9 protein-coding genes are annotated in these 16,422 nt (G+C 35.3%); 1 reads left to right on the top strand and 8 read right to left on the bottom strand.

All coding sequences use genetic code 11. The features are described 5' to 3' along the window. Positions 1 to 34: 34 nt before the first annotated feature. The 8 genes from AC07XU_RS10935 to AC07XU_RS10900 all read right to left on the bottom strand — a co-directional run bounded on the left by AC07XU_RS10935 (position 35) and on the right by AC07XU_RS10900 (position 15,220). Positions 35 to 1,453, bottom strand: coding sequence for a glycoside hydrolase family 140 protein (locus AC07XU_RS10935; RefSeq protein WP_494943686.1), 1,419 nt, complete (start codon positions 1,451 to 1,453; stop codon positions 35 to 37). A 1-nt stretch (position 1,454) separates the two neighbouring features. After that, on the bottom strand, positions 1,455 to 4,604 hold the full coding sequence (locus tag AC07XU_RS10930) for a DUF6298 domain-containing protein (RefSeq protein WP_494943685.1): 3,150 nt from the start codon (positions 4,602 to 4,604) through the stop codon (positions 1,455 to 1,457). 201 nt (positions 4,605 to 4,805) lie between these two features. Further along, the gene (locus AC07XU_RS10925; RefSeq protein WP_494943684.1) at positions 4,806 to 6,458 is read right to left on the bottom strand and encodes a polysaccharide lyase; all 1,653 of its coding nucleotides are present in this window, start codon (positions 6,456 to 6,458) and stop codon (positions 4,806 to 4,808) included. Positions 6,459 to 6,803: 345 nt separating this feature from the next. Beyond that, a complete protein-coding gene (locus AC07XU_RS10920) occupies positions 6,804 to 7,766 on the bottom strand; it encodes a hypothetical protein (RefSeq protein ID WP_494943683.1) in 963 nt (320 codons plus the stop codon). Positions 7,767 to 7,813: 47 nt separating this feature from the next. After that, positions 7,814 to 9,670 (bottom strand): RagB/SusD family nutrient uptake outer membrane protein, encoded by a 1,857-nt coding sequence (locus tag AC07XU_RS10915; protein ID WP_494943682.1) that lies wholly within the window; start codon positions 9,668 to 9,670, stop codon positions 7,814 to 7,816. 10 nt (positions 9,671 to 9,680) lie between these two features. Further along, complete coding sequence (locus AC07XU_RS10910; RefSeq protein WP_494943681.1) at positions 9,681 to 12,842, bottom strand: SusC/RagA family TonB-linked outer membrane protein; 3,162 nt, start codon at positions 12,840 to 12,842, stop codon at positions 9,681 to 9,683. 45 nt (positions 12,843 to 12,887) lie between these two features. Further along, positions 12,888 to 13,571 (bottom strand): DUF3826 domain-containing protein, encoded by a 684-nt coding sequence (locus AC07XU_RS10905; RefSeq protein WP_494943680.1) that lies wholly within the window; start codon positions 13,569 to 13,571, stop codon positions 12,888 to 12,890. 17 nt (positions 13,572 to 13,588) lie between these two features. Beyond that, complete coding sequence (locus tag AC07XU_RS10900; RefSeq protein WP_494943679.1) at positions 13,589 to 15,220, bottom strand: fucose isomerase; 1,632 nt, start codon at positions 15,218 to 15,220, stop codon at positions 13,589 to 13,591. 228 nt (positions 15,221 to 15,448) lie between these two features. Here AC07XU_RS10900 and AC07XU_RS10895 point away from each other — a divergent pair, with 228 nt between their 5' ends. Beyond that, on the top strand, positions 15,449 to 16,318 hold the full coding sequence (locus tag AC07XU_RS10895; protein ID WP_494943678.1) for an AraC family transcriptional regulator: 870 nt from the start codon (positions 15,449 to 15,451) through the stop codon (positions 16,316 to 16,318). Positions 16,319 to 16,422: the final 104 nt, after the last annotated feature.

Raw genomic sequence — 16,422 nt, 5'->3', positions numbered from 1 at the left:
CGGAATGACAAAAATTTAATTTTGTATTTACCTTCTACTTCTCCAATATCAACACCCAATCATTACCATTTTTTGGCTCTCCTGGCGGATTAAACTTTTGCACTCCTTTATTTATAATTTTTCCTAATATCGTTTCCTTTCCAGTTCTTGGATCAAACCATGAAGCTTTAACTTTATCACCCTCAATTTTACCCATGCTTATGCTAAAATCTCTTCCTGTATAAGTGTAAGCCATGATATAATTTTCGCCTCTGGTGGCCATTACTCTTTCATATTTAACACCATTTTTACCAGCAATTAAACTTTGATCAGGTACGCGATCAAAAAATGAACGAGAGAGCATTAAGTTTTTGAGGTATTTCATTTGCTGCGCCCCGAGTGAATTCATTGCATCTTGCCAAACAATGTTAACACCATAATTTGCTCCAGGATCTCCAGTTTCAAAAAATTGCATGATCGAACTATGTCCATAAGTGTAACCAAATGCGCCAGCAAAAACAGACCAATAGCCATATCTTCTTACATCATAATCTGCCCAACGTATTTCTTTTGGATCATGCAAACCTTGCGGAATATGCTCATATGAAGGTTCTCCATCAATAGTCGGTTTAAAAGGTTTCATCGCATAATCGGCTTCTATAAACTTCCAATTATCTTCGCCGTAATGTTTCTGTTCGTTTTTAGAAGTATCCTGATCGTATCTTCTATGTCCAGATTGTACCATGTTAAAATCCATCCATGGCTCGTTCTGAAACCAATCTGAAGAAGCCGTTCTGCCTCTTGGGTGAAAAGTGATCAAATGATTTGGATCGTTTTTTCTTAAAATATCACCCATCGTTTTCCAAACCTCCATCTGCTCACTTCCTTTAATATCACCACCGTTAAGCCAAATGATATTCCAATTGTTTTTATATCGATCGACTAAAAATTTTGCATACGGAGCAGCCTGTTCAAGCGTTACCAATTTTTGTTTAACATTTGTGCCCCAAACTGGTACTAAGGCCATATAGATATCTCTTTTTGCAGCTTCGTTGATGATAAAATCTACATGATCCCAATAATCGTATTGAGTAGCGTCTTTAAAATCATTTCCTTTAGTTACGGCAGGGGTAGCTACATTTTTGTTCAATACAGATGAATCGCCATAAACATTAACTGATGGCACTTCATGCAACACCATTACTTGTATTACATTAAATCCTTTTTCTTTTCTATCATCTAAATATTTTACAGCTTCTTCTCTATCTAATTTACCGAACAATAACCAACCAGTATCGCCAAGCCAAAAAAATGGCTTTTCATCAGCAGTCATCAAGTATCTGCTATTTGCCGAAACTTTTAAGCCCTTAACATTATTATCCTGCTTATTGTCTTTCTTTTTTTCTTGGGCACAGCCGATGAAGGTTGCAATAACAATTAGGATTAGTAGAAAATTCTTAATATTAAAACTCATTTTATAACTTTTTAAGGATAATCACTTCATCACCATTGCCAACTTTATCGATTTTTAATACCGAACCAGCAATAATTTTCATTTCTTTTATTAGCGAATTGCTTTTTGGATCTAAAATTTTGACTGTGAAAGATCCTTTATATTCTGATAAATCTAAATTGAAGACATCCGCCGATGCGTTATAAAGAAGATATGCTTTGCCTACATTTTGCAAACCAAATTGCATTTTATTCGAATTTGGCACAAACGGTTGCATTGCAGCTGCTTCATCAAAAATATGATTGTTTAAAACGTTACTAAGTGAGCCACCTGCCATTACAATTGCCCAGCCGTAGCTTGGGTAATTATCTGCCGAATAGATTACTGCTTTGTTTGGAAATTTAGTTTTATATTCTGCAACAGCACGATAAACTTGTTCGAAAGATGTTTTTGTAGGTTTCAATAATCTAGCATGTTGTCTAGGTGCTAAACTTTGTCCGCCATTTGGTGCATAAGCTTTTCCATCTGCTTGGTAATGCCAATATCTGATATCAATTAAATCAACTATTTCTGCCCTATTCGGATCTGATAAAATTGCATCTTGCACATCTTTTGTAACACTTAAACCGATAATAGGATGTTTACCTGTTTCTTTTTCCCACTCTTTAATCGTGTCTATCCAAAATTGTACAAAGCTTAGCGGACCAGTATATTCTGCACTAATGAGCTGAATTACGCTATTGTTATCGTTAAAATTCTCTAAGCATTTGTAGATATAGGCTTTGTGCAATCTTCTTCTAACAGGATCATTGATATCGTAAAACTGCTCGGCCATAAAAATTCTTTTATCACCAGCATAAGGAACAGGCTCAGGGAAACCTGTGCTGTTTATGTTATTTGCAGTACGCCATGGAAAATCTGCATAATGCGCTCCAGCCTCAATAATATTATGCTGAAAATAATTTTGATGAATTAAAACCAAACCTTTTTGATCTGCTAAATCAGCAAATTGTTTCAATCTATCCCAATACCACAAATTGTATTTGGTTAAATCATACTTACTTAAACCGTCCCAAGCTAAATCTTTTCCGCTACGGGCAAAAGGCAATTCGTAAAAAGGCGCCCAAACATCACCATCCATACGGCGAATACGTTCATGATCATCTCTTCTTCTATCATACCAAAGGCCATAATTATGTTCTAACACTTTGGTTGAGCCGTTTTTCATGAGATCTGTATTTGCTTCCAAATCATCTGTTAATCCTTTGCCAGCTCTATTAGGTACAAAACGAGTAATGTGTTCTTTGCTGTTTTTTATGCCATATGGTCTTGCACTTCCATTCCACCATTGTACATCTTGGCGGTTACCAAAAACAAGTGCATTACCACGAACCAGCCAACCATTTTTGATGGTCATTGCATCAGCTATCTGAGGTTTTTCAACTTTATCTAAACCAATAGCATCAATGGTTTTCGCATTATTTTTGTCGGTAGAAATTATTGTTCTTTCAGGGGCTTTGTCAATAAACTCAAATAAAGTTAATGCCGGCTGATATGCTAATTTTGTTAATTTTTTGGCAACATCAACCGGCGGACTACTGGAAGCTTCAGTTTCAACAGGTAGAATTATGTTTCTTGTAATTGCTTCATCACCAATTCTATCTTTTAACTGAGCATAGTATAAACTGCGAGGTTGAATTTGCTCGTTAGACATATCCCAATATCCATTGCCAGCAAATTGTGCCCATGTGCCGAAAGCCCAATTTTGTGCAGTTAGTGGCTGATAATTATCTACTCTTGCTGCTGTACTTTGCCAAAAAACGCTGTTTGCGGCTGCCCAACCAGCACCTTGTCCATCTTGTCCGCGGTTCATGAAACTTAAGGCATTACCATCAACATTTACAATATCAAATAATGTACCGCTAGACCAACTGTCTATTGCGCCGCTAAAACTGTAAGGTAATTTTGATTCGCATTGCACAAAAGCATTCGGACCTGCTGCACAAAAACCTACAGCAAAATCATGAAAGCCATATTCTGCGTAAATTCTTTGAAAAAGCGTTTGTTGGCCAACGGTGTAAAATGTATTTCTGCGTTCACCACCAATTTCTGAGATTGGAGCCAAAGATTTACAATCTTCAACAGTAATTCTTTTACCGCTTTCGGCAATAAAAACAGCAGAACCAGCAAAATGCTCAAATACAATTTGACGAGCCCAAGCATCTTGCACATTTTCAAAAGAAATGGCATTCCAACGGTGATATTCGTCTTTTAAATTTTCTTTGTTGTAATCAGATTGCAGTTTCAAATTTTCGACACCAGATTGGCTAATTCTTCCATCCCACTGGTATTTTGTCACAACTGCAGCTCCATATTTTTGGTCTAAAGCGGTTGATATTGGCGCATCAATAGTGATTGTATTTCCAGCAATGCTGATAATTTTTCTATCCCAAGAAATGTCTCTTGTTCCAGGTTTCCAACCTAATGCACTTTCTCCGCCACCAAACTCAGCTGTTTTAAGTGTTTCAATCCATTCTTTAGTAGATGGCCGGTTTATAGTTATGTAATCTCCAGTTTTTAATGTTGATGCATTGGCAACAGTAAACTCCATTGCGTTTACAGCAACATATTTATCGGTAATTTGAATTGGAGCTTGTTCAATTTTATCGGCTTTGCCGGAAATTCTAATTACACCGATACGATCTAAACCTGATGCTAAAATTGTTGTTCCATTAGTGCCAAATCCCATTCCCCTAATCACTATGCCCGATTGTTGAATTCTTAAAATTCCTGAAACCTGATGTACACCTTTTTCTAACAGAATTGCACCACGCAAACCATCTTTCCCGATAGGTAATTTTGAAACATAATTGATGGCAGATTGAATTCTTAAGGTAGCATCACCATCTTTTACAGGAACAATCACCTTTACAGGTGCCGTAGGAATGGCTTTGTGGCCAGCCATGTAGCCACTGTATGAAAAATCTAAAATTCGATTGCCTAAACTATCTGGTGTATAAGCTAATTTACCATCACTACCTTTGAAAATAGGTTTAGGTTGAATAATTTTTTTGTTTTGTGCGGAGGAAAAATTTGCTGTACACAAAATAATAATTAAAGCAAATACAGGCTTTAAGGTAATATATTTTAATGTGGTTACTTTGTTTAACATTCAAATTTCTGGTTTTATCAAATATAGTTTGTCATTCTGAGGAACGAGGAATCTCAAAGATTAATTTCTTGATAGAAATCCTGATCCATCGTGGCGGATCAGGATGACAATTGGGCTAAATTTAATTTCATTGATAATGATTTGTTAAAATAAATTACTCTTAAGTAAAACAAAAATTTCTTGTCTCGCATTACGAAAAAACTATGGCTTTACAGATGCAACAGGAACAACACTATTTAAATATACCTCAATATTTGCATAACCACTTTTAGAAATTTTAGCAGCATCGGCAGGATCTTTTGGGTTTAGACCATTTTTTGTCTCATAAGCATCAGGCATTCCATCATTATCGGTATCTACATAAGGAGTTCCTTTATATTCTGGGTAACCACCAACTTGACTAATATCTGTAATAATGCCTTGTTTATATGAATCCTTGGCCAAGCGGCGATGTTCGAAATCTTTTTCTGGTAATTTAACTCCTTCGATATAATCTATTTTACCCGTTTGTACTTGTTTAATTACTCTGGTATCAACAGGATCTCTTTTTGGTAAATTTGCGCCAACATTTTTAAGTACGTAATCTTTAGCTTGTAATGTTGGCATTATCGTAATTTTTGCCATCGGAAAAGGTTTTGTAGCACGCATTGCTGCAAAATATGGTTGAGACTGTTCGAAAGTCATTAATTCACCTTTTTTATTTTCTACTTGCACACCACCATTCCAATTGTCTTTGGTTACCTTATCATTACCTTCTATAATATTTCCGTTTACATAAGCTCTACCAAAAACAACATATGGCAATTTACTTCTTCCAGATTCTGGTTTTAAAATGCGGTAACTAATTGGGTCTTTTAGTTCGGTAACTGGTCCTGGTTTGTAATAATTGTTAATGATATTGTACAATGCAGTATAATCACCACCATCTGTAGATCTATTGTTCCAATTAAAAATTACATTGTTAGCAAAATTAAATACACCATTCCATCCTATTGAAGGATTTCTGGCGCCATTATCTGCCCAAAGGTTACGCATAAACGTACAATTTTCTCCACCTAATGTGCTACCAAAAGCATGGTTCCAAGTATCTAAAGCTTCAGAAAAAATAGAATTTTGTATAGTGATGTTAACAGTTGCCAATTTATCTTCTATTTTACCTGTACTATCGTTGTACATGTGGCGATACATTGACATGTTTTCATCTAGGCCCCAACTTGCTGATACGTGATCTATCATGATGTTACCTACCGGATTACCTCCAATTGCATCATCTCTTCTGCCTACATAAGTTTCGCCTCTTCTAAAACGCATAAAACGAACAACAACGTCATGTGTGTTAATCCAAACCGATTCGCCTGCAACACAAACCCCATCGCCAGGTGCAGTTTGCCCAGCAATTGTAATGTAAGGTGCACGAATAACTAAAGGAGTTTTAATACGAATTATACCAGAAACATTAAATACTACAATTCTAGCTCCACCTTGTTCGCAAGCCTCACGTAATGAACCCGGACCACTATCATTTAAGTTTTTTACAACAATAACTTTACCACCTCTACCGCCGAAACTATAAGCACCACCACCTTCAGCACCAGGAAAAGCCAATAAATCTGATTGTGGTAAATCTGTTGGTCGGCCAGCCCATGGAACATATGGTTTGCCTTGCTTGGCTTCTTCTGCAATAATTACTTTAGCTTTCTCCCAAGCAACATCAGATAATTTTCTGGCTTCAGCCATCATGTCATCAGATGCTTTTTGAACATCGACTGGAATTTTTGGGTATTGAGCGTGAGCAAAATTTGTAGTTAGGGTTGCTACTGCTAACGTTAATAGACTTAGAAATTTAATTTTCATATTTATCTGTTCATTGATTATCCCAAAAAAATTCATCCAAACAATTAAGTTTAATGTTGATTTTGTATAACCGAGTAATTTATATTGGTTAGAATGTGTATTTATATCAAAAATAAAGGCTGTCGTTCACTTATTAATCTATCATATTCTCAAAAGATTATAAGATATTGCCATCAGTATTATTTTAGCGTAACAATATTACCTCATTGCAAATGCAAGATAACAATTAAAGCTTAAATTATTTATATATAAATGTAACATTTCCAAATAAAAAAGGGATGCTTTCGCATCCCTTTAACAAATATACTAAAACTTAAAAATTTGTTAGCAAATGATTACTTGATATTAGCGTTGCATTTTTACATTCACTAAAATATAAGGATTGCCATTTACATCTGCAGTTACCTTTGTAACCAAGAGCATACCATATTTACCTTCGGGAGTAAGAAAAAATACAGCGCTATTAACATTTAAACCTGCTGCAACTGTTGTTGCGGTAGTTGCATCTAAATTAATTGTTCTTGCTCTTGCCAATGTTTCAATCGTTGAACCAGATATTGCACTAGTTAAAAATATCGTACCCTGACCAGATACTGGAGCACTAAATTTTGTTAATCTTTTAGTCCAAGTGCTTACATCATAAACTGGGAATGTATTAGCTGGTTTGTTGGTATTGTAAAGGTTGATGGCATATAAAGTATTGTTTTGTGCATCTTTATAAAGTGTTCTATAAATACCAAAATCTATTTTAGCAGCATTTGCAGCACCGTTATTGTAGCTATAACTACTAGCATCACTTAAAGAGAAAAATGATGGTCTATTTTTAGCAACTGTATCAGGTAAGAAAATTTCTCTACCAGTAAAAATGGTGTAACTAGGATTAACCTCTACAGTTACTTTTTTATAGCCATCGCCAATATAAATACCTTTTTGATTTAACGCATAAACACGGTAAGATGATTTACCATCACGATTCATTGTCATTTTAATGATATTGGAAAAACTTCTGCGTTTAGTAGCATCTGTAATTGGAACAGTAATTCGAGTTGGTTGCTGCGTTCCGGCAGAGGTTTCTACTACATATGAAAACATGTCTTCATTTGCAGAATTAATGGTGAAGTCTATCCATACTTCGTCTTTATCGTTTACCAATTTGTAATCTGTTACACAACGAGGATCGCTGTTGTTATAAGTAACTGTTACATCATCAAACATGGTAAATATATTTTCAGCTTCCTTTTTGCAAGATGCGAATATGAATACGCTTAATGCTAGAAGGAATAACTTTTGAATATTTTTTGTTTTCATTTTTATATTTTTTGAGTCAGACAATCTGAGTTTATTATTTCAAAATATTAATCTAGTGGATCAAACGTACCACCTGGCCATCCTACAGTTGTAAGAATATTAGCACCAAAATTTACAAAATCATTATGGAAGGTATAGAAATAATGAAATTCTGGTATTGTGTAAGGACCGTAATTTGGAGTTGTTGTGATATTTCTAAAATACGTTTGGTAAGTTGCTTTGTTATTTACATTTAAAGTCTCCCTAAACATAACACCATTTGTTGATGCTTCTAAAATGGCTTTTTGACCTGATGAAACCAATGCAATTTCTAATTTAGACATGTTGCCATTTAATAAGTGCATGTTACGTGTTCTTCTCAAATCAGCATTACGTTTGTTTTCGAAAGCAAATTCTACCTGGCGCTCGTTTAAGATTAAGCTACGCATAGTTGGGATACCACCAGCTAATCCTAAGCCATAATCAGAGTCACCTGCAACAATGCCTGCTCTCATTCTTATTAATCTAACCATGTTTTTAGCCTCTGCAAGATTTCCGGTCTCATTTAAACAATCAGCATAATTTAACATTACTTCAGCCAATCTTAAATCTATCCAGTCCATACCACTTCCGCCACCCGTTCCGTTGCTATATACTACTGCACCCGCTGCTATTGCTGGAGTTGTGAAACGTTTTACATAAACCGCATTACCGTTAGATTCATTAATACTAGTGTTGTATGTCCATTGTTTTCTGGTTGTGTTACCACTTAAAGGGTAAACACTACCATTGGTAGCAAATGTTGCTTCAAATCTTGGGTCTCTATTTTGCCAAAACATAACTGCATCATAAGGAAAAGCTGTTGAAGCTCCTAATGGTTTACCATCTCTCATTGGATAGGCATCTAACATTTTGGTAGTTGGTGTCCAATATTGGTTGTAACTACCACCTTCAGAGGTTGGTCTGTTACGTTGCTCGCCTTGGTGACCTCTATTTGGGATTGTATTTGAATAAGTTCTTACTAAAATAGCTTCAGTATTTGCTGTTCCCTCAGTTCTGAAAATATCTAAATAATTTGGCATTAATCTTTTACCAGCTGCCACACATAAATCATAAGCTTCCTTGTTGGCAGTCAATGCTTCTGTCCATCTTGATGCTTGGTAAGGATGTTTAGGATCGTTTGTTGGATTAAATTGCGGACTAGCCCAATACAATAAAACTTTTGCTTTGATACATGCAGCAATTAACTTTGTAATTTTGCCTCTACCATCTCCATCACCAGGATTAAATCCCTCTAACATCGTCATAGCCGTATTTAAATCTTTTACAATTGCCTCAAAACATTCTTTTGCACTTTTTCTTCCATCAACATATACACTATTGGCTAATTGTTGTTCTAAAATTAGAGGCACACCACCATACACTTTAACCAATTCAAAATAGGTCATTGCTCTTAAAGTATAATACTGACCCAACAGTATGCGTTGTTTATCAGCAGCCATTGTACCTTTTGGGATATTGGTAATTGCATCATTACATCTGGCAATGTCCCAATATTTGTTGTCTCCAGGGTTTCCACGATACTGATTTCCTACAAACCTAACATCATTTACACCTAAAACACCCTCCATACCCAAGGCAACTCTAGCATTAGCATCTCCATTTGGATGAAAATTTTCATCACTAGCAATATGTACACCATATCTATCTGGAATAACCTGTAAAGGAAAGGCAGGAATTACCACATCATAAACTCTATTTAAGTGTAATTGTACTGAACCTTCATTGTCCCAAATTGCCTGATCTATACCTTCAGTATCAGGTAATAAGAAAAATTCGTCTTTGTTTACGCAAGCTGGTAAACAAGCCGCTAATGTTAAAATAACAGCAGCCCTTTTTATATTATTTTTAATTTGCTTAATCATTGCTCAAAAATTATAAGTTAACACTTAAACCCAAAGAAATTGTTCTCAAAATCGGATAGTCGTAAGCACTCGAAGTATAAGGATCTTTGTATGGAAGTGGATTAACAATAGTCCATAAATTGTTACCAGTTAACAGCAATCTTGCACCACCTAAACCTAATCTATTTGCAAAAGCTGTTGGTGCTTTATAACTTAAAGTCATGGTGTTGATACGGATCATGGTACCATCTACTGCCCAAAAATCAGAATTTCTAGTCAAAGCAGGATCATCAAAACGTGGGTATCTACCTTCGGTTGGATTTTCTGGTGTCCAGCGGTCTTGCCAAATATTTAAGATATTTCTTGAAGCTGAAGGAGCAATTCTAGATCTACTATCATAAAATGCTTTTCCACCAAAACGAGCATTAATGTTGGTATTTAATGACCAATTTTTGTAGGCCAAATTTAAGGTAATACCTGTTGCTAAGAATGCATTGGTATTATCAAAAAGTGGTTGCATGTCGCTATCAGAAATTACACCATCACCGTTGGTATCCTCAAAATATAACCATCCTGCTTGTGGCACTTGATCATATAATCTGTAATTTGGATATTTAGCCATCCAAGCATCTACTTCACCTTGCGTTCTGAACATTCCAAGGTTTTTTAAGCCAATGTTACTTGAATTATAAACGCGAGGATCTGTACCGAAGCCAATTAACCAATCGTTAGGTACATTGTTGAATAGGTTGCCTTGAGCATAAAGTGTTTGGGTTACAATAGAATTTCCGAAACCAAAGTTCATGTTAGCATTTAACCTTAAGTCTGATGTAAGATTAGCTTTATAACCTATGCTAAACTCAGAACCCCAATTATAAGTTTCTCTGTAATTGATAATTGGTGCTGCAGTACCAAAATACAATGGGAAGCTGTTGTTACCACCCAAATCAAACTGGTTGTAACTTCTATTTTGGAAAACCTCAACTGAAAAGTCCAATTTATTATCAAACATTGAAGTTTCTAAACCAATATTAATTGTTCTTTTCTTTTCCCAAGTGATATCAGGATTAGCCAATCGAGAGCGATTTAAACTATTTTGAGTTGAGTTTCCATATAAATAACCATTAGTTACATCTATCAAAAATCTATCCTGCCATAAACGCGAATCTACCCTATCATCACCTGTTAAACCCACATTAGCTTTCAATTTAAAGAAATTAATAAAGCTTAATGCTTTGGTATCTTTAAAAAACTTCTCCTGACTTACAATCCATCCTAAGCCAATTGTTGGCGATACGCCCCAACGGTTTCCTGTTGCAAATTGAGATGATGCATCAATACGAGCGATACCTTCTAGCAAATATTTTTTATCGAAATCATAACTGAAACGGGCAAAGCCAGAACGTTTTGAAACTTGAGATCTAGAAAAATCCTGACGAGCAAGCGTAGAAGCATCAAATGCCCAATATTGATCTATTCCTGGAATTAATTGATTAACGTAGCGTACAGAGGAATTTTGCGAATTACCTTCGCTTTGCTCACCACCTACCAATAAATTTGCTGTGTGTTTACCAAATGTTCTTGCATAATTTAAAGTTAAAAATCCTTGATAACTATTATTATCAGACAAACCAGGCGTAATATTAGCAGAAGTTGCACTAGTTGGCTCTACAAAAAATGAGGTTGGTGATGTATTTACTAACTGATCAGTGTATAATTGATTGTTGTTACCAAATCTTGCATAATTAAACAATCTATATGGAGGAGTATACTGAGTATTTTTACCAGATCCACTTGATTGAGAAATTTGTAGCCTAGCAGTAAATCCTTTTAAAAATGTAGGCTCATAACTAAAACTTGTATTAATCCTGTAAGATTTATTGCTACCCTTATTGTAATAGCCAGATTCTGCAACAGCTTTTGGATTTATAGCCGAACCACTAGTTACTGTGTTAACATAATTACCATTAATACTTATTGGAACCCATCTTGGTATAGAAATAATTCGCTCAAAAAATGTATTGTCTTGGTCGTTAGCACTGTGATATAATTCCTTGGTTCCATAATCAACATTAAAGTTTACATCAGCCTTTAACCCTTTTGCTAATGTTGCTACTAAACCACTTCTAAAACTATATTTATCGAATTTCATACCTGCATAGTTACCATTTTCACTTTGGTAACTTCCGCCAGCAAAAAATGTAATTTTTTCACTACCACCAGATAGACTGATGTTATGTCTTTGCGTAGTTGCAGGTTGCCACACTTCATCGTACCAACTTTTATAATTTAAACCTCTAATATACTCTAAATCGCTTGGCGAGAAAAAATCTGATTGATTGGCACCTTGTATACGATAAGTATCATTTAATAATTTTGCGTGGTCATAACCAGACAACATTTCAGGCGTACTTGCTGCATCAGAAATACCTAAATATCCATTATAAGATAAACTAGGTTTACCAATTTTACCACGTTTTGTAGTTACTAATACCACACCTTTAGCACCCGATGCACCATAAATTGCAGCAGAAGCATCCTTCAAAAATGTGTAGTTATCAACCATCGATGCATCTAAATTATCAAAAGCTTCCTTTGTAACTGTAATTCCATCAATAACATACAAAGGTTCGCTCGTAGCTCCATTAGCTGCTGCTTGATCAGAAACAGTCGAATTTCTGATGTTTAAAGTAATTGGAGAACCAGGGCGACCAGATGATTGACTTACGCCAATACCTGCAATTCTATTACGCAAAGCACCTGCAATATTTGGTGAAGGAATATCCATTAATTCTTCGCCAGTAATTACTGCAGTAGAACCTAATGATTCTGATTTCTTTTTGGTACCATAACCAACATTAACAATTTCAACAGCATCTAAGAGTTGGCTGTCAGCAGTCATTGTAACATCTATTTTGGTTTTTGTGCCTACCGGGATTTGTTGTCTAACATAACCCACATAAGAAAACACCAACACATCGGCATCAGAATTAATCTGGATGGTGTAAACCCCTTGTGCATTTGTACTTACGTTGCTTGGCATTCCTCGCAGCGCAACATTTACACCCGGTATTGGTCCTGATGCATCAGATACTGTTCCCGTTATCCTTCGCACCTGCGCAAACAAAACTGTGCTTGTGCTTAGCATTAACAGCAAGAACAATGAAATTTTTTGTAAAATTTTTGAGTTCATAATTTATTAATTTGGTTAGTGAGTATTCGTAATTTATTTATGGTTTTATGTTCTTGGAGCATTCGCTTTTTCATCAGCTGCTGCTTTTATTCTCTTTTGCCATTCAATTCCTTCTTTTTTTAAATCGTAACCTTGTGCAGATAGGTAATTGTTAATTCGGCCTTTATACTTGCCAAACATAGCATGTTTTTTATCTGATGATTCTGCATCCATCGCTTTTTCTCTAGCTTCTGTTAACCAAATCAAAATCTGACTTTTTTGTGCAGCGTTTAAGTTTAACAATTGCTCTTGATAAGCCCTGTAAGTTAAAGGAAGCACACCATAAGTCATCCCATCTTTAACTTTTTCTATTTGCGTTGTACTTAATTGAGTAGCTAAATTTTTAAGATATTTATGATGAAGTTTTGTTATTGCACTTTCTACTGCTCTTTGCTCTTGCGCAATAAGTGTATCTTGTAATGCTTTATTCTCTTTATTGGCTTCTTTAATTGTTTTGTATTTAGCATCACGAGCGGCATAAATATCATTTAAGTTGCTATACTGATCTCTAATAATTTCAGTAGTTTTTGCTGATTTTTTAGCATCATTTATATTTAAAGTAGCAGTAATTTTGGCGGCTCTTTCAGTAATAACTTTAACGTAAGTTTCTCTTTCGCTGGGAGATTGTTTTTGAGCAAACGTATTTGTAACGTTTATTAGAATAAATAGAAGTATAGCGGGAATTCTCATTTTTCGTTAAAGTTAAATTAATTTTTCTTTTTGATCAGATTTACATCTCCACAAAAATGTACGATAATACCTAACTCATCTAAAGCAGCCGCTTTAATTCTGCAAGCTTCGTGTGCACTTGCTTCGTAATTGGCATAAACTACTTGGATATGGTTGGCTTTGTGCCTAGCCATCATTTGATCACGACTAATACCTTTTAAAACGGCATGCATAATTGGCCATTCTGGTGTGGTTTCGTTCCACCGTCTTTGTGTTTCGGCGTTTGGTAAAGCAACCACCTCACCTACACCTAAATCGCAGTGTAATTTTCCTTCACAAACATATACCCTACTCCAAACAATAAAACCCGGTTTGCTAATACCTTTTAAAGAGCCACCTCCCAATCTAAAATACATGGCTGGTTGTCTTTCGCTAGTTGCACCTGCATAACCATCAATAAAATGTGCTGGTGGTGCAGCGCCCGATATTAAAAACACCCAAACAAATTCATTTACATGATCATCTTTATAATTTTCTCCCCAACGAATATCATGGAGTGTATTTTCTCCAGACATACCTAATTCATTCCAAAGTTTGTAGGTAACCAAAGCATCTAATCCTGCACATTCATCAACTTCGTTAAAATGAGGTAATGCTTTTTTAGCAAATAGCTCTCTTCCTTCTTTTGAATAAACTGGCGGTCTATCTTGATTATTTAATAAACCCTCTACTAAATCGCTCGCTACGGTTAAATCTTTTAAACCTTGTTGATATTGAATACCAATTGTATCGCAGCTAAATTCATCCGCTATGCGAACCGCTGCGATATACATTTTGCATTGTGCTAACGTTTGCGTTCTAGTTAACTCGGTTTCTTCATTGGTTCCCCAATTAAATTGCATACCCTGTTTTAGTAACCATTGCAAAACATCTTCTGCTTCTTGATCGTTAACTTGCAAGATTGCGGCATATAAGCCCGATTGACTTAAGCGCTCTTTAAAAAATCCGGTTTGGTGTAAAAGTTCGTCAGGAATAATGGCATTATACATACCCATACAACCTTCATCAAACACACCCATTATTACTTTACGCTCCTTCAAACTACGAGCAAAGCTTCTCCCTTTTTTATCATCAGCTAATGGAATTTTACTTAAAGCAAAACTTTTAACATGACTTTGGTCGTAGCTTATTTTTCCGGTAGTAAGCCACTCTTGTAAGCCATCAATAAAGAAATCATCGTCGAAGTTTTCGCTCCATAAGGTGCTGTAAGCAACTTGAGCTTTTGTTAAACATCCATTCAAATTTAACATCCCAACTAGGCCTGGCCATTGACCACTCCAATTTGCAACCGTTAAAATTGGGCCTTTATGCGTTAATAAACCAGCTAAAACATGATGTGAATATTGCCAAACACTTTCGGCAACTATAATTGGTTGGTTGGGGTCGATATTACGAAACACATCCATACCCATTCTTTGCGAGTCAATAAAGCCGTGTTTTTTTGTTGAATTGTAAGGATGGGCACGCTTAACAGTCTTGCCCAATTTCTCAATTGCAACTGTTAAATTTTGCTCCATTTGAGCTTGTGCCTCCCAGCAATTTTGATTAGCCGAAAGCCTTAAATCTCCGCTAGAAACTAATAGAATTTGTCCTTGTACACCCGGTTTCATAATTCATTACTGAACAAACAATTTATATAAAAAGAGTTTGTAAGTTTAATATTTGGTTATTGCCTATTGGGCTATATACAAAACTCAACAAACAAAAACGCAATTTAATATAAATTTTTATCAAGTTAATATAGGATATTATCATAAATTAACCTATCTTTAGGCATCGCCTGATAAAAGATTAGCAAAATAATAGAACCTAAATTTTTACCAAATTTTTATTTTTAGATGAAACCTCATTTTCATAAAGTTCCAATTACGTTGCAAAGTTCATTTAGTATTAGGCATGATATTAAACCAGATTTTGGAAATATATGGCACTATCATCCGGAGTTAGAATTGCATTACAACATTAAGGGTGAAGGGGTAAGATTTATTGGGGATAATATTAGCAATTTTGCTGCAGATGAAATGGTTTTATTAGGAGAAAATTTACCTCATACTTGGCGATGCAAAGAAGAGTATTTTCAGAATAATCCAGATTTGAATGTTGAAGCAATGGTGATCCATTTTTTACCTGATTGTTTGGGTAAACATTTGCTCAGTTTACCTGAGGCTTATTTAATTCCGAAGCTATTCGAAAAGGCTAAAAGTGGAATGATTATCTACGGCAAAGCCAAAGTAGAATTAGCAGTGCTGATGGAAAAAGCTGTGCATGCTACTAACCTAGAACGCATCATCATTTTATTAACCATTCTAAAAACTTTGGCAGAAACTGATGAATTTGAGCTAATTACAACAAAAAACACTTTTTATCAATCTAACGAATCAGAAACTTTAAGGATCAATAAAATTTGCACCTACACCCTAACCAACTACAAAAACGACATTACTTTAGAAGAAGTTGCTTCATTAAGTAATTTAAGCATCACTTCTTTTTGCAGGTATTTTAAGCTGATGACTAAAAAAACCTATTACGATTTTTTAATTGAAATTCGTGTTAGTCATGCTTGTAGGTTTTTAATTGAAAATAAGTTGCCGACCGAAATGATTTGCTTTAATTGTGGTTTTAACAATGTTTCTAACTTTTACAGACACTTTAAAAAAGTTACTGGCTTAACTCCTTTAGATTATAAAAGGAAGTATTTGAATGAGTAAAACCTTCTACCATCATTTCGAACGAGATTTTTCATTGAGGTGAAATCTATCTAAATTTGACTAAAAGACATCTCCTCGCTGCATTGCGTTCGATATGACGAAGT

The sequence above is a fragment of the Pedobacter sp. GW456-11-11-14-TSB4 genome, assembly GCF_059424425.1.
Note: the sequence above shows the minus strand (reverse complement) of the source record. Positions and strands in the feature narration are given on the sequence as shown.

Coding starts and splice junctions, on each gene's coding strand:
- AC07XU_RS10935 (WP_494943686.1), bottom strand. CDS start 1,453: ATGAGTTTTAATATTAAGAATTTTCTACTAATCCTAATTGTTATTGCA.
- AC07XU_RS10930 (WP_494943685.1), bottom strand. CDS start 4,604: ATGTTAAACAAAGTAACCACATTAAAATATATTACCTTAAAGCCTGTA.
- AC07XU_RS10925 (WP_494943684.1), bottom strand. CDS start 6,458: ATGAAAATTAAATTTCTAAGTCTATTAACGTTAGCAGTAGCAACCCTA.
- AC07XU_RS10920 (WP_494943683.1), bottom strand. CDS start 7,766: ATGAAAACAAAAAATATTCAAAAGTTATTCCTTCTAGCATTAAGCGTA.
- AC07XU_RS10915 (WP_494943682.1), bottom strand. CDS start 9,670: ATGATTAAGCAAATTAAAAATAATATAAAAAGGGCTGCTGTTATTTTA.
- AC07XU_RS10910 (WP_494943681.1), bottom strand. CDS start 12,842: ATGAACTCAAAAATTTTACAAAAAATTTCATTGTTCTTGCTGTTAATG.
- AC07XU_RS10905 (WP_494943680.1), bottom strand. CDS start 13,571: ATGAGAATTCCCGCTATACTTCTATTTATTCTAATAAACGTTACAAAT.
- AC07XU_RS10900 (WP_494943679.1), bottom strand. CDS start 15,220: ATGAAACCGGGTGTACAAGGACAAATTCTATTAGTTTCTAGCGGAGAT.
- AC07XU_RS10895 (WP_494943678.1), top strand. CDS start 15,449: ATGAAACCTCATTTTCATAAAGTTCCAATTACGTTGCAAAGTTCATTT.